This window comes from Mycobacterium sp. 1245852.3 (assembly GCF_001669335.1).
GTDB classification, from domain to species: Bacteria; Actinomycetota; Actinomycetes; order Mycobacteriales; family Mycobacteriaceae; genus Mycobacterium; species Mycobacterium europaeum_A.
In genome coordinates this window covers 1-16,836 of record NZ_LZLL01000611.1, presented here as the reverse complement: position 1 = coordinate 16,836, position 16,836 = coordinate 1, and the positions used below count along the sequence as shown (strand labels likewise).

Genomic DNA, 16,836 nt, shown 5'->3' with positions numbered 1-16,836 from the left:
TCGGCGCTGGACGACGTAGTTGACCGGGAAGATATCGGGCTGGCCGTCGGCGTAGGTGACCAGCCGCCCCAGCGCCGAACCGTGCTGTTCCGCACCGCGGGGGGCACCAAGCTGGTCAGCTCCGCGATCAACAATCGGGTGCTCTTCGAAGTCGACGACCACAACGTCGCCGAGGCGTGGAGCGTGATCGTCAGGGGCAAGGCGCGCTCGCTGCACACTCCCGAGGAACTCGAGGAGGCCGAGCGCGCGCAGGTGCTGCCGTGGACCAGGCCGGAGAAGACGCACTATGTGCGCATCGTGCCGGAAAGTGTCACCGGCCGCAGGTTCCAGTTCGGATCACCACCGAGTGACGTTTAGCGCCCGCGGTCACTCGCCCACTCGACGAAGTCGTCGAGGTCACGTCGCGGCGTCGCCGGCAGCGGATCGGCGTTGATCGGCGCCCAACCCACCCGGAGCAGCATCTGCGGGTAGTTGCTGTCGCCGAAGATGTCGCGGCGTACGGCCTCGCGGGTGCCGGCCGTCTCCAGCGGTTCGGTGACCGGGCAACTGGCCAGGCCGGTTGACGTCGCGGTGAGCAGCACCGCGCTGGTGGCCTCACCGGCGCGCAGCTGGGCCAACCGGTCGTCGTGGCGGGTGCCCAGCGCAAGCACCACCGCGTTGTCGTCGGCCGGGGACGAGTCCGGTGCCATCGGCAGCGCCGCGCCCGCGAACAGCCGGCTCGGGATCTTGGCCTGCGGGTCCGATATCGGCGCATTGCGCGCGGGCACCCCGGCGACCGAGAAGTAGCGCCCACTCCATGCCGTCAGCTCGACGAGATAGTCCTGGGTCAGGTGATCGCGGACCGATTGCGCGACGATGCCGTGCAGCGCCTCGATGTCTTCCACCTGACACAGCGTGACGCCGGTGCGCGCGGCCCGCGCCGCCATCAGCGCGATGTCGCCCATGGGCACCGGCCAGGAGCTGTAATAACGCCGATCGGTGCGCCGCCGCGGTATCGCCGCGGCCAGTGCGATGTCGACGGAATCGGCGGGGTACGGCGAAAGCTGCAGCGTGGCAAGGTGATTCGGGTCGGCAACGTTCGGCAGCCGCATCACCTTGGACCGCCACCCCACCGCGGCGAACGCCGCAACGCAGTGGTGCAGCGCCGTGCCGCAACTCAGAACCAAGTCGCGGCCATCGGGGTCGGTGTTGGGCAGCTGGCGGCCGGCGTCGGCGTGCAGCTGCAGGCTGGTCGCGTCGACGCGCCACCGCCACGGTTGGGTGTTGTGCACCGACGGGGCGCGTGAGGCCAGCGTCAGGGCGGTTCGGATCGTCCCGGCGTCCGGAAAGCGGTCGTTCATGCCATGGTCCCCCTTCTCTCCTAGCGCCTTGCCGGTATCCACCATCACGCGTTGTTGTCGACAGCACGAGGGCAGGACGGCTCTAACTCGAGGGACTTTCGGCCAATCTCCGTGGCCGCCCCGCCGCGGGGCCCTTCGCCCTTATGCTGACGACGATGGCGAACCACGGCCCCGATCCCACCACGCCGCTGTGGCGCGCGGCCCAGGTGTTCCGGCTGCTGAGCTGCATCTACGCCACCGGCTTTCAAATCGCGATCAATCCGGATCTAATGCGGCCGGTGCTGGGCTGGGTGCTCTTCGGCGCGCTGATCGGCTGGAGCGCGGCCTGCGCGGTCGCCTACCTGCGCGGCTTCGGGCGCCGGCCGGCGTGGGTGCTGGCCGAGCTCGTGGTCGTCGTCCTGCTGATGTGGTCGAACAGTCTCGTCGCGAGCCCGCACTGGGCGGCCGAGAACCAGACCTGGCCGACGACGTTGTGGGCGAGTAACCCCACGATCTCCGCCGCCATCCAGTTCGGCCCCGCCGGCGGAATGCTGACGGGCCTGGCGGTGATGGCCACCAATTTCGCCGTCAAGGATTACCTCGCGCTCAACCTCGGGCACAACGCCACCGTCATCATCGAACTGGCGATCGGCATGGCGATCGGGATGGCCGCGCAGACCGCGCGGCGCGCCCACGCCGAGCTGCAACGAGCGGCCCAACTGAGCGCCGCGGTGGCCGAACGCGACCGATTGTCCCGGCAGGTCCACGACGGAGCGATCCAGGTGCTGGCGCTGGTCGCCAAGAAGGGCCATGAGATCGGCGGCGCCACAGCAGAACTCGCCGACCTGGCCAGCGAGCAGGAGCGCGCGTTGCGGCGCTGGCTGGCGGGCACGGACATCGAGGCGGATGCCGACGGGGTGACGCTCGACCTGCGCTCACTGCTGCGGTGCCGGGAATCCGATCGCGTGTCGTTCAGCCTGCCCGGCACCCCGGTGCCGCTGGGGCGTTGGGCGGCAACGGAACTCGACGCCGCGGTGGGCAACGCGCTGGACAACGTCATCGCCCATGCCGGTCCGGAGGCGCACGCGTACGTGCTGGTGGAGGACCTCGGCGATTCGGTCGTGGTCAGTGTCCGCGACGACGGGGTGGGGATTGCCGCCGGCCGACTCGAGGAGGCGTCTCGTCAGGGACGGCTGGGCATCGCCCAATCGATCGTGGGACGCCTGACGGCGCTGGGCGGCAGCGCCGAATTGCACAGCGCCCCAGGGGAGGGCACCGAGTGGGAGTTGTGCGTGCCACGCCGGAAGGAACGCCATGGCGGATGACGAGACGCCGACGAGCGTGATGGTCGTCGACGACCACCCGATCTGGCGTGACGCGGTCGCCCGCGACCTGGCCGAGGAGGGCTTCGCGGTGGTCGCCACGGCCGACGGCGTGGCCGCCGCGGGGCGGCGGGCCGCCGTGGTCAAGCCCGACGTGGTGGTGATGGACATGCAGCTGACCGATGGCGACGGTGCGCAGGCGACCGCCGCGGTGCTCGCGGTGTCACCGTCGACGCGGGTGCTGGTGCTGTCGGCATCCGACGAGCGCGATGACGTGCTGGAGGCGGTCAAAGCCGGTGCGACGGGATACCTGGTCAAGAGCGCCTCGAAAGCCGAACTGGCACAGGCGGTGACGGCCACCGCTGCCGGCCGCGCAGTGTTCACCCCCAGCCTGGCCGGGCTGGTGCTGGGCGAATACCGGCGCATCGCGCAGAGCAAGGACGACGGGCCCGCCCGCCCCAGCCTCACCGAACGAGAAACGGAGGTGCTGCGCTACGTGGCAAAAGGACTGTCCGCCAAGCAGATCGCCGAGAGGCTGTCGTTGAGCCACCGCACGGTGGAAAACCATGTGCAGGCGACCTTCCGCAAGCTCCAGGTCGCCAATCGGGTGGAACTGGCGCGCTACGCCATTGAGCACGGCCTGGACGAAGAGCCGTGACCCGCGGGGCGGGCGGATAACCGCACTTGCCCCGCGGGCCGACGCCTCTGGGCTACCGCGTCGCGGCGTGGCCTCTGCCGACCGGTACCGCGCCCTTGTGCTGGGCCATGATTCGCGCGCTCACCAGTGCGGTCACCACCACGGCCATGCACACCAGCCCGTCGTCTTTGAGGCCCCACCTGATCGCCGCGAGCAGCGCCACGCCGGCCGCGCACAGCAGGGCACCGACGGCCACGCCCCGGCCCCGTGACGTCACCGCGGGCGCGCCGTCCCAGCCGGACAGCGGGTTGTTCTCCAGCGGCCGCAGCGCAACGAACAGCACCGCCACCGTGACGACCACGATGAGCACCTGCGCGAGGCTGATGGCGAGGAAATCCTGCGCGCCCGGAAAGCGTGGGCAGCCAAGGTAATCGAAGATCAGGTGCACACCCAGCAGCACCGGCATGTGCCACAGGTACAGGGTCATCGCGCCCGAGTTGCCGATGGCGGTCCACCACCACACTCGCGGCCGCTGCGCCCAACGCGCGATCGCCGGTGCGGCCGCGATGGCCAACGCGCTCAGGATGATTGCGTGGCCGGCCAGCAGCAGTGACGGCGGGCTGGTGTTGGACAGGTGGTGATCGCCGGTGCCGACCATGCTGATCTGATACGGCCCCCAGTGCACCAGCGCGACATCGACGGCGAGGAAGACGGCGGCGACGGTCAGCGCGGCGCGGCCACCGAGCAAGCGGCGCCGGTAAGCCACACCGAACATCGCGGGAATCAGCCAGACGGCCAGGTTCAGATAACCCAGCGGCATCAGCGCCGGCCACTGCAGGCGGATCACGTCGATCAGCGCGATCGTCCCGAAGACCGCCGCCACCCCGGCGGCCAGGCGCCCGGCCGTGGTGATGCGGTACAGCACCGGCATGGCGGCCAGCACCAGAACGTAGGCCCCCAAAAACCACAGCAGCTGCGTGCTGACACCGGCGATCGGCTCGTAGACGTGTTGCGGCAGCGCCCGATACAGCACGGTCAGCGTCACTGCCCAGAACGCCAGATAGTAGAACACCGGCCGGAAGAGCCTGGTGCAGCGCCTCATCAGCCAGTCGCCCCAATTGGTGCCCGGCGCCCAGGAGGACACGCACGCCGCGGCGCCGGCGAAGAAGAACAGCGGCATGATCTGCAGCAGCCACGTCATCGCCTGAAACAGCGCCGAGGTGGTGAGCAGGTTGTCCCAGATCAGGACGTTGTTGCGGATGATGCTGGCCGCCATCACGGTATGGCCGAGCACCACGCCGACCAGCGACGTGATGCGGATGACGTCCAGGACGCGATCACGATCGGCCGGCGTACTCGCGGCCACCTCGGCGACGTCGGGAAACCTGACAAGAGTGGTCATGGGAGCGGAACTGCCCTTCTGTGGTGTGAACGCCGAAGCGTTGTGGTGGAGCAGGAATCGTGCGATGAGAAAAGCATCACCGGTGGCGCGGGCGCGGGCGTGCGCACTTCTACGCGTAGGCGCTGAGTAGTTCTACTCAGCCCGCGGAGTTGAGCGGGTCGTAGTCGGCCAGCAGCTTTTCGATGCGGGCCTCATCGAGTCGCACCCGGACGGTCGCGGCCTCCTGTTGGTCGCGGATCACTTTGGCCAGGGTGAACGCGCTCGACACCAGGAACAGGAAGGTGACACCGAGGAACAATCGCGGCCACGGGTCAAGCGGCAGGAAGTAGATCCCGCCGAGCGCGGCGAGGAAGCTGATCGCGAACGCGACGGCGGCCTGGACGAAGAAGGCGGCGGTGGTTTTCGACGTGCTGTTGGGGATGGTCATGCCAATCAGACTGCGGCAGCACACCACCCGCGAGGATCCGTAAGACTACTCAGATTCGGCGGTGCGATCGCCCGGCCGCGCCAGCAGCACCGCAGCGGCGCCCGCGGCAGCCACCCCGATCGCGGCGGCGATCACCGTCGCCACCTCCACCGAGGCGAACCCGGAGTCGGCGAGCGGTTTGACCACGGCCACCACGCCCAGGGCGGGCATCACCAGCCGAACCCACCAGGCCACCACGCTGTCCCCGGGTAGTCGCGAATTAGCCTCTGTGACAAACACATACAGTGCCATCAACAGCAGGGGTGCTGCGCCCAGGATCGCCAGGCCGATCCAGCGCGCGCCGTGCGCCGAGACGACGGCGCCAACCAACGCGACGAGGGCGACGACCGCCAGCCGCAGGCCCGCGCCGGCCGGCGCCCCGCGCATGACCGCCAGGCCCGCGGCGGCGCGCACCGCGGCCCAGGCGGAAACCAACGCGGCGGCCACCGCCAACGCGAGGCCGGCCACTGCGAGCCACCACCGGCCCTCGTCGGCATAGAACTCGGGCACCGCCTCGGCCAGCATCTTGGCGCTCCATCGCCACGGGCCTATCACGCCCTGGTGATCGCCCACCCACAACACCACCGCCACCGCGGCCACCAGCACGACGGCCAGCGACATGGATCGTCCCGGCCTGGCGACGCGCGGGATGCGGACGGTGAGCAGTTCGACGCCCACCATTCCCAGGCCGAAGCCGACGAGCTGGCCGGACAGCGGGCGCGGTGTTGCGGCCGTCCCGACGACGACGGGGTCGGTGCTCAACGCGACGAGGGCGGTCACCGACACCGCGAGGCAGCCGTACAGGAGCAGGCCGGCGAGCACGAGCGGCATCGCCAGCGTCGCCACGACGCGCGTCGACGCCCAACAGGCGGCGGCACCGACCACCACCGCCACGACTGCGGCGCCGACCGGCAGCCACGACACGATCTTGACGGGGTCTTGATCGGGCCAAAGCAGCTGCAGCAGTTGCAATCCGAGCGTGGCCGCGAACTCCGCGGCCAACACCAGGTAGGCAAGCAACTGAACGATGCCCGCGGCCGTCCCCGCTTGGCGGCCCAGGGCGGCGCCGATCAGCTCGGCGGTGCTGCGCGCGTGCGGCGCGTGGCCGCGCAGCCGCGCCAGCGCGTAGATCACCGGAATCATCACCGCCGCGCCCACCAGGCGCCCAGCCCGTACCACGCCGCGGACGCGATCACGGCCATGCTCAGCGCGGCGGCCCGCCAGGTTCCCAGCACCGGCTCCCCCGAGCCCGTCTCCGGCCGCGCCGGCGCGGGTAGCGATTTCTTCGGCATCGCCTAAGCATGACGTAGCGGCGCTGAACTGATCAACGAACGCGCCTCTGTCACGCCCGCGAACCAGCAACACGACGCCTTGCATATGGCTCAATAATTCGCTTAGTATCTAAGCGACTTTTACCGGTGCGTCGGAAGGGGTCTCAAGTGCCCACGGCGGTCAAGACAAAGCGAGCCCGTCTCGTCGACTTGCTGCTCGGCTCGCTCGCGCGTCGATACAGCACGGCCGCAGTGCTTTTCCACCACGCGGTCGCCGAGAAGTTAGGGCTTGGCCCCACGGACACGAAGTGTCTTGATCTGCTGCGTGAGCGATCCGCGATGACGGGCAGCGAACTCGCCGCGGCCACCGGGTTGACCACCGGTGCGATCACCGGTGTGGTGGCGCGCCTGGAGAAGGCCGGTTACCTCCACCGCGATCCGCACCCGCAAGACGGACGCAAACAACTCCTGCGTCCGGTCGAGGCGCGGTTTCAACAGGTACACGACGTGTTTGAGCCGTTTCGTGGCGATCTCGCGACCCTGTTGTCGGAGTTCGATGAGCACCAGCTCAACGCCATTGCGCGGTTTCTCGCCGAAGGAACCGAGATCACGTTCAGACATGCGGCGCTACTGCGAGCTCAGCCGTTTTCTGCCGACGACAGATCGGGCGGCTACCGCGGCAAGGCGCCGCGATGAGCGTGCTGGAAGTCGAAGGGGCCCAGCTGTATTACGAGACCCGCGGCGACGGCCCCCCGATGTTGCTGATTCCCGGCGCCAACGGCGATGCGGGCGTCTTTGAGTCGCTCGCCGACAGATTGTCCGCACACTATCGGGTAGCGACATACGACCGGCGGGGCTTTAGCCGCAGTCGCCTTGCCGGCCCACAAGATTACTCACGGCGATTGTCCACCGACGCCACGGACGCGCGGCGCCTCATCGAGCACGTGGCGGGCGGCGGAGAGGCCACCGTCTTCGGTACCAGTTCTGGAGCCGTTGTGGCGCTGCGTCTCCTGCTCGAGCACGCCGACGTGATCGATACCGCCGTGTTGTTCGAGCCGGCCGCCATGTGCTTGCATCCGCAAGGCCGGCAATGGATCGAGTTCTTCGCCTACGTCTATGACGTATACCGGCGCGCGGGAACGGACCCGGCGTTGAAACTGTTCCGCGAACGTACGTTTCCGGCGGTAGACCACGCGGTCATGCAGCGGTCCAAAAATCCAAACTCCCCGCACGCGGTGGCGAACGCGGTCTACTGGTTCGAGCGTGAGCTTCGCGAGTACACCTCGGTGTCGGTGCACGCCGAAGCCCTGCGCCCCTGGGCCGATCGCATCGTCCCCGCGGTGGGGCGGGAATGCCGAGGCTATCCCAATCACGAGGTGAGCCGTCGATTGGGCCGCCTGCTCGACCGCGATGTGGTCGAAATGCCGGGCGGACACGTGGGTTTCGTGACTCATTGCGACGCGTTCGCTGACGCCCTGCTCACCCGACTGCAACAGGAAACCTCGGCAAGACACGGAACACGGTAAGCGAAGAACCGAACGGGTCGACGCGGGAAGGCAGATGGCGGGATGGACGTACCGTTCACCACCAGATACGGGATCGAGGCGCCCTATTGGCCGGCGGGATTCGCGCTGGGCGGCGTAGCACTGCTGGCCGTGGCGCGCTCTCGCGGTCGCTGGTGGCGTGCTCCCGCCACGGCGTTGTTCGCTCAGGCGGCGCTGTATCTGCACACCACGTTGCGCGGAAAACACGTCGTGTGGCGCCGGGAACTGGACCGGCTGGCATTGAATGGCGATGAGCGCCTACTCGATGTCGGCTGCGGCAGCGGTGCGGTGCTGATCGCCGTCGCCAAGCGGCTCCCCCGCGGGCGAGCCGAGGGTGTCGACCTATGGCGCAGCAGGGACCAGTCCGGCAACGATCCCGCGCGTACGCGGGAAAACGCCCGCGCTTGCGGTGTGGCGGATCGGATCCGGCTGCACACCGCCGACATGACCGAATTGCCCTTTCCCGACGGCTCCTTCGACGTCGTCACCTCGGCGCTTGCGGTGCACAACATCTCCAACTCCGCTGACCGCCGCCGCGCGGTGGCTGAGATGGCCAGGGTCCTCAAACCCGGCGGCAGGCTTGTCCTGGTCGACATCATGCACGTCACCGACTACGCCAGGGTCCTCGCTGACGCGACGACCAACCTCAACTGCCGCGGTCTTGGCATCAACTATTGGTATGGCGCCCCGTGGCTGCCCGCACGCGTGCTGACGGGCACCCGGCGCTGACTTCACGCATCGATCACGCGTCTATTTTCACGCGCCCGGATTTCGCGCGGGAGACGCAGACCAGCATCTCGTCGTCACCTTCCGCGGTGCGGCCGCGCCGATCGACTTGCCCGTCAAGCACTTTGACCTTGCAGGTGCCGCAGAATCCCTGCTGGCAGGAGTACGCGGTGGTCGAATCGCGGTCGAGCATCACGTCCAGCGCCGACCGGTTCGCCGGCACCTGAAGCACCCGCTGCGAGCGGGCCAGTTCCAGCTCGAAGGGCACCCCGTCGACCACCGGCGGCGGGCCGAAACGTTCGTAGTGCAGCGGCGCGTTCGCGTGTTCGTTGCGGGCGGTGCGCACCGACTCCAGCATGGCGGTGGGGCCACACACGTAGACGGCCGTCGCCGGCCCGGCGCCGGCGAGCAAGTCCGACGCGGTGGGGATCCGGCCCCGCTCGTCGTCGGCCCACACCGTCACCCGGTCCGGCGCCACGGCCAGCACCTCGTCCAGCAGCGGCATGTAATCGCGGGTGCGCCCGGCATACACGGCGCGCCAATTGATTCCGCGCTGCTGGGCCGTCTGGATCATGGGCAAAATCGGTGTCACCCCGATGCCGCCGATCACGAACAGCACCTCGCGCTCGTCGGTGACGAGATAAAACGCGTTGCGGGGACCCTCGAACTCGAACCTGTCCCCCACCTTGAAGGTGTCGTGCATCTCGATCGAGCCGCCGCCGCCGTCGGCGATGCGGCGCACCGCGATGCGATAGTCGGTGCGTCGGCCGGGCGAACCACACAGTGAGTACTGCCGGCGGCGTCCCGATGGCAGCCGAACGTCGATGTGCGCGCCGGGCGTCCAGGACGGCAACAACCCACCGGCCGGGTCGGCCACCGTCAGGGCGACGACGTCGGGGGCCAGAAGCTCGCGGTTGATCACCACCGCGGTGGTGGTGCGCTGCACGGGCTGCACGCGCGAGGACGTCCACCGCGACGCCGATGCCAGGCCGCCGAACAGCGCACCGACCCCGTACAACGCCGTGTACATGCGATCACGCTTGCGGCGGCCGTAGAGGTCGGCCGGAATGCTGTCCCAGATGCTCTGTGCCACAATCAACCTCACGCCTGGCCGATGCCGCGACGGTCCGCGGACTGGGCGATCAGGTCAACCCACTCGCCGGTGAGCCGGGCGATGACCTCGGGGTATGCGCTGACCACCCAGTGGCCGCCCTCGATCGGGACGACCCTGCCGCCCTCCGGGATGGAACCGGTAAACCGTTGCAGGGCGGGCGATACGAAGTAATCCTGGCGCGCGACGAGCACCTGCACCGCAACGGTGGTCTGCGGCAACCGCTTTCCGGGCGCGAGCATCGGCTTGGGCATGTTGGCGCGGTACAGGTTGAGCCCGTTGAGATAGTCGCGGATGGAGCGGCTGGTCGCGGCGCGCCGATGCCCGGCGCCCCGCGGCCGCCCGATGAGTTCCACCACGGCAAAGACCGCCACGGTCGCCCGCGACCAGATCGCCAGCTCGGGCACGCCGGGGCACAGAAAGAACCAGATGTAGCTCGAGGCCAAGGCCTGCTTGAGGACGTCGAAGACGCCGCGCGGCGACCGCGGGGACCGCAGGAACCTGCCCGCGTAGTTCAGGTGCGGGCCCGAGATCGACGTGAACGAGGCAACCTTGTTCATCACCGCGTCGTCGGTGACCGCCGCCCAAGCCTGAATCGAGCCCCAGTCGTGGGCCAACAAATGAACCTGGTCGACCCCGAGGCTGTCGATCACCGCGTCGATGTCCGAAACCAGCTGGCCGAAGCGGTATCCCGCCCGCCTGGCCGGCTTCGACGAATCCCCGGCGCCGCGCACATCGTAGGCCACGACATTGAAGCGGCGGCCCAAGGTCTCGGCGACCCCGTCCCACACGTGGTGGTTATCCGGGTAGCCGTGGATGGCCAGGACGGTCGGACGGCCCGGGTCGATGTCGGTGTAGGCGTGCACGGCCAGTCGCACGCCGTCGGAGGCGGCGACCGTGGTTAGGGCCACTTCGGTCGTCATCGTCAGCGCCGGTTTCAGTGCGAGGCCCTGGCCGCGGGCGACCGGGCCAGGTAGTCGACGGCGCGCCCGACCCCACCGAGCTGTGACGGATGAAAACTCGGTGTGTAGTAGGCGCCGATGACCCGGAGGAACTGGAACGGCCCGGGCACCAACCCGCGGCGCGCCGCGCGAAAGTAGTCGCGCCAGCGCGGCTTGGTACCGGGCGGCAGGTAGGGATCGACCGAGTACATGAACCGCACACCGCGGACGAACAACCACAGCAGCGCCGGCGTGATCAGCAGCTGCGTGCGCACCTGCCGCCAGTACCCGCCGCGCAGGTGCTTCATGGTGTCGAACGCGACCGCCTTGTGCTCGACTTCCTCGGCGCCGTGCCAGCGCAACAGGTCGAGCATCACCGGGTCGGTGCCCATGGCGTCGTGTTGTGGGGTGTCGAGAATCCATTCGCCGAGGATCGCGGTGTAGTGCTCGAGGGCGGCGACCATCGACACCCGCTCGAGCAACCAGCTCTGCCGGCGGCGGCTGCTCCACCGCGGCCGGTCACCGATGAGTTGGGTGAACAGCCAACGCATTTGGCCGGTGAACGGCGTCACGTCGATGCCTCTGGCCGCGAAGTGTCCGAGCACCCCCGCGTGCGCCTGGGAGTGCATGGCCTCCTGGCTGATGAAACCCTGCACATCGCGACGCAATTGATCGTCTTTGATCAGCGGCAAGGTGTCCTTGAAGGCGTCGACGATGAATTCCTCGCCCGCGGGCAGCAACAAATGCAGCACATTGCAGAAGTGGGTGGTGAACGGTTCGTTGGGCACGTAGTAGAACGGCAGCGTCGACCAGTCGAAGTCGACGTCACGCGCCTGCAGGACGATCCGCTCGTGGTCGAGCGAGGCGTCATGCGGGCCCGTTGCCTTGTCATCGACGGTGAACATCGTCGCCACCCCTTTCCGTCCTGCCCCAAGTCGTGCGGCTAGGCGCTGCGTTGCGCGTCGTCCTCTACCTCAGTGATCAGACGCTCGCTGCGCAAGAACCGGACCAGATGATCGACCGTCTCGGTCAGGGCCGGCTCGCGCAGCCGGACCTTGGTCAGGCCCCGCCGATGACGGTACTGGGTATTGTCGTAGCGCTTGTCGCGCATGGCCGCGATCTTGTCCGCCGACCGGGTGAGGAAATCGACCAGCGGATACATCTGGTCGTTCGGCGTGCAGCGGCGGTTCAGCTGCTCGGTGAACGACGGGATGTCGTGGTACTCAAAGCGATACCCGTAGCGTTCGGACAGGATGCGGGTGACGTCGGTGAGGTTGTAGTAGTCGTCCGCGGTCATGTTGAAGACGCTGCCCGACTCGTCCGGCAGGCCCATCAGCGTGACGATGTGATCCGCGATCAAGTCCGCCGGCAGCAGGCTGATCTGGTTGAGCGCGTTGACGGCGACCCCGTGCTCGATCATGAACGCCGTCAGGCGCACCAGGATGTCGTCCTGGCTGCCGAAGCCCGCCCGGGTGGGCGAGATCAGCGAGGGTCGGTAGATGCGGACGTCGAGTCCCTTGCGCTGCGCGGCCAGCGCCAGCTGCTCGCCGACCCACTTGGTCTGCGAGTAGCCGAAGTCCAGGCCGGCCATCTTCTCGTTGGCGTCCCACTCCCCGACCACCGGTTCGGTGCTCCAGCCGTAGATGAACGTGCTGGAGACGAGGTGGAAAGCCTTGCGGTGGTTGATCATCGCCAGCCGCAACAGTTCACGGGTGCCCTCCACGTTGGCTGGCCGCAGCGCGTCGTAGGTGCGCACGTAGTTGACCAGCGCGCCGTTGTGCACGACGACATCGACGTCCTTCGCCAGTTGCTGGAAGGCCGCCTCGCCGATGCCCAGCGCGGGCTGGGCGAGGTCGCCGCAGACGACGCGCACCCGGGCGCGGACATCGGCTTCCAGCGCCGGGGTCCACAGCTGGGCGCGCCGCAGCGACGCGACGATGCGGTCCAGGCCGTGCGCGGGGTCGGTGGCGCGCACCAATGCGTGCACGGTGTAGGAGGTCCGCGACAGCAGGCTGCTCACCAGGAACGGCCCCAGGAATCCGGTCGCGCCCGTCAGCAACAGGTCGGTGGGCTCGCCCGGCCGCGCCGGCGCCAACTCCGGCAGCGGCAGCGCCGCGTCGGCCCGCATCTGGGCGGCCTCGTGGGCCTCGTACTCGGCGGCAATCTTGTCCAGCGCCCCGCGCAGGGCCTCGAGCGGCTGGCCGGAGCCCTCGCCGAATTGCCTTATCAGGCCGAAGAATTCGGACACCGTCAACCGCTGGAGCAGCCGGGTGTTGACCTCTTCGGCGAGCTCCCCCGCGCCGTTCTCCTCCAGCAGGGCCTGCAGGTCCGTGCGGAGCTCGGCCAGCGCCAGCGAGTCGATGCCGAGATCGGCGAACGAGCAGTCCTCGTCTCCGGTGAGGTCGTAACTCTCGATGAGGTTGCGGAAGCGTTCCAGCGGACCGGCGCCGGCACCCAGTTCGCCGTGCGTCCGGTTGGCGGATTGGTTGACCCAGGTGGCGAAGGCGGGCAGCTCGTCGTCCAGCCACAGCTGGCGCGTCGAAGCACGCCGGATCTTGCCCGACGTGGTCTTGGGGATGCTGCGCGGCGGCGCGAAGACGATCGCGTGCGGATCGATGTGGCAGTGCCGGCGGATCGCGCGGGCCACGGACTTGGCGTCCGGAAGGTTGTGCTCGTCGCGCACCTCGGCGACGACGATCAGCGCTTCGGACTCGTCGTGCTCGACCGCGAAGGCGGCGACGCAGCCGCTCCGGACGTGCGCGGCCGTGCGCTCGACGACGGCTTCGATGTCGGAGGGGTAGCAGTTGACGCCGCGGACGATGATCAGGTCCTTGCTGCGGCCGCAGACGAAAAGCTCACCCTCGTAGAGGAAACCGAGATCGCCGGTGCGCAGGAAGGTGCGTTCGTCATCGCCGGCGATGCGGGCGCCGAACATCTCGGCGGTGAGCTCCGGACGGTTCCAGTAGCCGGCGCCCTTGGAGGGCCCGGCCAACCAGACCTCGCCGACCCGCCCGTCGGGCAGCGCCTGGCGCGATTCGGGATCGACGATGCGAACCAGCGTCTCCTTGATGGGCTTGCCGCAGCTGACCAACGCGACCTGGTTGCTGTTCTCCGGCAACGCCTTTTCGACGCGCGCGACGTTGCGCTCCAGCCCGCGCTTGTTGACCGCGATGGTCTGGCGCCCGCGGATCGACACGATCAGGGTTGATTCGGCCATGCCGTAGGCGCCCGTCAGCGCCTCGGGCCGCAGGCCGTACTCGGCGAACCGCTGCCGGAAGCGTGCGAAGGTGTTGGCGCGCAGCGGTTCTGCGCCCACCACGATGCATTCGAGGCTGCTCAGGTCCACGCCGGCCAGCTCCGCGGCGGGCAGCTTGTCCTCGCGCAGGCAGTATTCGAGCGCGAAGTTGGGTCCCGGGGTGTGGGTGGCGCGCACGTCGCTGATGAGCCGAAGCCACGACGAGGGCCGGGCGAGGAAGTCCAGGGGCGACATCGCGTGGGTCGACCCGCCCAGCAGCACGATGAACATGTAGGCCGAGATCAGGCCCATGTCGTGATGCTGCGGCAGCCACGAGGCCAGCACCACGTCGCCGGTGAAGGCGGAGCCATTGGCGATGACGTTGGCGTGGGTGACGATCACACCCTTGGGATTGCTGGTCGACCCGGACGTGTACTGCAGGAAGAGCACCTCGCCGGGCGTGTCCGCGACCGGGGCGCCGCCGAAGTCCTGGGCACCGTCGGTGGCGAACCAGGGCAGGTCCGGCAGGCCGGCGTCGGACTCGTCCGTCCAGACGCCCTGCCCGCGGCGCTGGCCGAGCAGCAGGCGGAAGTCGTACTCGAACTGCTTCGTCGACAGCACCGCAGTCGCCTGGCAATCGCGCGCGATGAAGCTGAGCTTGGCCAGTCCGGAATCGAAGGACATCGGCAAGGGCGGGCTGACCGGAACGGCGATGACCCCGATGCGCGCGCACGCATACAGCGCGGCGATCATTTCCAGACCGGGTGGGTAGACCAGCAGCGCACGATCGCCGGACTTGAGGCCGGCCTCTGTGGACAGGTAGGCGGCCAGCTCGCGGGTGCGTTCGGCGAAGGCCTGGTAGGTGTAGTGCTCGAGTTCGCGGCCGTCGGCATCGACGAACCGGAAGAGGGTTTGGTCCGGCCTCTGCGCTTCCCACATCTGCAGGTAATCGATCAGCGTCTCCATCGTAGGAGTGATCCCCCTTCCAGGTTGGCTTAGCCCGAGAACGACTTCCGTCGTGAATATAAAGACTAATGTAGCGCCGTGAGGCCGTCCTGAGCAAAGCGTAGATAGGCATTAAGGGCCGTCGCACACCACATTCACAGGTGAAACTTAAATGGCAGAATTAAATGCACTAATGCTGATCTCCGCGCATACGGACTTCAGTATCTCAGTGGCATGCGAGCTGGCGTTACGCCGGTTCGACCACCTGAGATACTGAACTACGTATCTACGAATTCACGCAATTCGATTGCGCCGCCGATCGGACGCACGGTCACAACAATATTATCTTCGTCACGCCCAATGGCGAAATTGCAAATCGAAAAACGCAATTCGATTCGCGCTGCAGAGCCCACCACGGCGACCGCCCGCCGAACGGCCTGCGTGCCGGGCTAGGCGGGCCGGGCGATGCGGATACGCGGGCCTGGCCGGACCACCAGTTTGACGATGCCCAAAAAGCGCTCCCCGTCGATGATGGGCGACAGCGGTTCGTCCTCGGCCTCGATGACCATCTCACGGCCGTTGACATCGCGTAGCCCTGCGCCGCGGAGCATGCCGTTGGTCAGGGCCGTCGGAAGCTGCGCGACGATCCTGGACGGCCGCAGGTATCCGGCCTGAAAATGCAGCGCACCGGGCTCGGAAGCCTTGGGGAACAACCGAAGTGGGCCGCCGATGCGCAGGTCGATCGCGCCGGCGTGCAGCAGGCTGTGCGTGCGCGACGGGACCTCGTCGCCGTCGATCACCACGCGCGCTTGCGTCGGGGTGAACAGGATGGACGCATAGTTCGGCGTCTTCACTCGGCTGGGGGCGACCTTGGAGGTGATGTAGTCGCCGAAGCTGCGAGCGATCACCCGCGCGACGGCCAGCCGGCCGTGATCGGGAGAGTCGTAATACCGGTCGTAGAAACGGTTTCCGACGCCGCCGGCGGCCAGCCCGAAGCAGAGCCGATGAAACGCCGCGCCGTCGGCGGTGGCGCCGTCGAGCACCAACGTGTCCAGCTCCACCTCGGGCGGGGGTCGATCGTTTTCGGCGGCCGCGGTCAGCGCACGGATGATCGCCTCGGGCCGCCCGCGCACCCGGGCCTTGCGGGCGACGGCGTTGACGCTGCCGCCGTTGGTCGGGACGAACGCGGGCCAGCGTTGCGGATCGCCGATGCAGTGCTCGATCTCGTTGATCAACCAGTGCAGTGCGCCGTCGCCGCCGTCGCCCACCAGGTGGGTGACCCGCGGCGCCAGCTGCGCGATGGTGTCGCACAGCTCCTCGATCGAGTTGGTCTCGTGCACCTCGCCCCAGGGGCCGACGATGCGACGCAGTTCGGCGATGCGATCGCGGGAAGCGGAGCGATTTTTCCGCGCTTTCGGATTGACGATGACGCCTAGATGCATCCGGCGATCCCCGCGGCAGGTGGGGTTTCGCTGGTCATCCCAGGCACGATACCTGGGCGCGGCGGGTGACCGACATCGCTCCCGCCCGCCGCCGCACGGCCCGTCGGCCCACCGGCCGGGGTCGCAAGTGCGAAGTTAGGGTGGCTGCCATGGCCGATTGGACCGCAGCACAGCTGCCCTCGTTCGCCGGACGGACCATCGTCATCACCGGGGCCAACGCCGGGCTGGGCGAGATCACCGCCCGCGAATTGCTCCGGGTGGGTGGCCACGTCATCCTGGCAGTCCGCAACACCGACAAGGGCCACGCGGCCGCCGCTCGCATGACCGGTTCGGCAACCGGTCCCGCGACCGGGACAGCCGAGGTGCGTCAGCTCGACCTGCAGGACCTGTCCTCGGTGCGGCGCTTTGCCGAGGGCGTCGACAAGGTCGACGTCCTGATCAACAACGCCGGCATCATGGCCACCAAGCACGCGGT

General features: G+C 68.3%; 15 protein-coding genes and 1 pseudogene. 7 read left to right on the top strand and 9 right to left on the bottom strand.

All coding sequences use genetic code 11. The features are described 5' to 3' along the window. Window positions 1–6 precede the first annotated feature (6 nt). Window positions 7–357: a pyridoxamine 5'-phosphate oxidase family protein gene (locus tag A9W96_RS28605; RefSeq protein ID WP_369830886.1), complete on the top strand. Its 351-nt coding sequence runs from the start codon at window positions 7–9 to the stop codon at window positions 355–357. On the opposite strand, the gene A9W96_RS28600 is transcribed toward A9W96_RS28605, so the two are convergent. Then, window positions 354–1,340, bottom strand: a complete 987-nt coding sequence (locus A9W96_RS28600; protein ID WP_066871198.1) for an NAD(P)H nitroreductase — start codon at window positions 1,338–1,340, stop codon at window positions 354–356. The two genes, A9W96_RS28605 and A9W96_RS28600, sit on opposite strands and share 4 nt — an antisense overlap. A 143-nt stretch (window positions 1,341–1,483) precedes the next feature. On the opposite strand from A9W96_RS28600, the gene macS reads away from it, so the two are divergent. Both macS and A9W96_RS28590 read left to right on the top strand, forming a co-directional pair. Further along, window positions 1,484–2,644, top strand: a complete 1,161-nt coding sequence (gene macS, locus A9W96_RS28595; RefSeq protein ID WP_066871053.1) for a MacS family sensor histidine kinase — start codon at window positions 1,484–1,486, stop codon at window positions 2,642–2,644. Next, the gene (locus A9W96_RS28590; RefSeq protein ID WP_066871056.1) at window positions 2,634–3,299 is read left to right on the top strand and encodes a response regulator transcription factor; all 666 of its coding nucleotides are present in this window, start codon (window positions 2,634–2,636) and stop codon (window positions 3,297–3,299) included. Before macS ends, A9W96_RS28590 begins: the two co-directional genes overlap by 11 nt. 52 nt (window positions 3,300–3,351) lie before the next feature. On the opposite strand, the gene A9W96_RS28585 is transcribed toward A9W96_RS28590, so the two are convergent. From A9W96_RS28585 to A9W96_RS28575, 3 genes and pseudogenes are all read right to left on the bottom strand, one after another. Next, window positions 3,352–4,680 (bottom strand): acyltransferase, encoded by a 1,329-nt coding sequence (locus tag A9W96_RS28585; protein ID WP_067144556.1) that lies wholly within the window; start codon window positions 4,678–4,680, stop codon window positions 3,352–3,354. Between the two features lie 136 nt (window positions 4,681–4,816). Continuing rightward, window positions 4,817–5,107 (bottom strand): YiaA/YiaB family inner membrane protein, encoded by a 291-nt coding sequence (locus A9W96_RS28580; protein WP_066871062.1) that lies wholly within the window; start codon window positions 5,105–5,107, stop codon window positions 4,817–4,819. Between the two features lie 45 nt (window positions 5,108–5,152). Further along, window positions 5,153–6,438 (bottom strand): annotated as a pseudogene (locus A9W96_RS28575) (hypothetical protein). Between the two features lie 147 nt (window positions 6,439–6,585). Between A9W96_RS28575 and A9W96_RS28570 the strand changes: the two are divergent. From A9W96_RS28570 to A9W96_RS28560, 3 genes are read left to right on the top strand one after another with little or no spacing between them, the layout of a single operon-like run. After that, on the top strand, window positions 6,586–7,113 hold the full coding sequence (locus A9W96_RS28570) for a MarR family winged helix-turn-helix transcriptional regulator (RefSeq protein ID WP_067144555.1): 528 nt from the start codon (window positions 6,586–6,588) through the stop codon (window positions 7,111–7,113). Then, window positions 7,110–7,943 carry an alpha/beta fold hydrolase gene (locus tag A9W96_RS28565; protein WP_067144554.1) on the top strand — a complete coding sequence of 278 codons (834 nt, stop codon included), beginning with the start codon at window positions 7,110–7,112 and terminating at the stop codon, window positions 7,941–7,943. Before A9W96_RS28570 ends, A9W96_RS28565 begins: the two co-directional genes overlap by 4 nt. A 42-nt stretch (window positions 7,944–7,985) precedes the next feature. Then, window positions 7,986–8,690, top strand: coding sequence for a class I SAM-dependent methyltransferase (locus A9W96_RS28560; protein WP_067144553.1), 705 nt, complete (start codon window positions 7,986–7,988; stop codon window positions 8,688–8,690). 13 nt (window positions 8,691–8,703) lie between these two features. On the opposite strand, the gene A9W96_RS28555 is transcribed toward A9W96_RS28560, so the two are convergent. The 5 genes from A9W96_RS28555 to A9W96_RS28535 form a co-directional block, all read right to left on the bottom strand. Beyond that, window positions 8,704–9,786, bottom strand: coding sequence for a PDR/VanB family oxidoreductase (locus A9W96_RS28555; RefSeq protein WP_066871077.1), 1,083 nt, complete (start codon window positions 9,784–9,786; stop codon window positions 8,704–8,706). A gap of 2 nt (window positions 9,787–9,788) precedes the next feature. Beyond that, window positions 9,789–10,721 carry an alpha/beta fold hydrolase gene (locus A9W96_RS28550; protein ID WP_067144552.1) on the bottom strand — a complete coding sequence of 311 codons (933 nt, stop codon included), beginning with the start codon at window positions 10,719–10,721 and terminating at the stop codon, window positions 9,789–9,791. Window positions 10,722–10,735: 14 nt separating this feature from the next. Continuing rightward, the gene (locus A9W96_RS28545) at window positions 10,736–11,644 is read right to left on the bottom strand and encodes a metal-dependent hydrolase (protein ID WP_067144557.1); all 909 of its coding nucleotides are present in this window, start codon (window positions 11,642–11,644) and stop codon (window positions 10,736–10,738) included. Window positions 11,645–11,682: 38 nt separating this feature from the next. Further along, entirely contained in the window at window positions 11,683–14,940 is a 3,258-nt protein-coding gene (locus A9W96_RS28540) for a thioester reductase domain-containing protein (protein ID WP_067144551.1), read from the bottom strand. A gap of 428 nt (window positions 14,941–15,368) precedes the next feature. Continuing rightward, window positions 15,369–16,361 carry a diacylglycerol kinase family protein gene (locus tag A9W96_RS28535; RefSeq protein ID WP_066871089.1) on the bottom strand — a complete coding sequence of 331 codons (993 nt, stop codon included), beginning with the start codon at window positions 16,359–16,361 and terminating at the stop codon, window positions 15,369–15,371. A gap of 149 nt (window positions 16,362–16,510) precedes the next feature. Between A9W96_RS28535 and A9W96_RS28530 the strand changes: the two genes are divergently transcribed. Further along, window positions 16,511–16,836, top strand: a 326-nt coding sequence (locus A9W96_RS28530) for an SDR family NAD(P)-dependent oxidoreductase (protein WP_156765458.1), incomplete at its 3' end; no start/stop codon positions are given.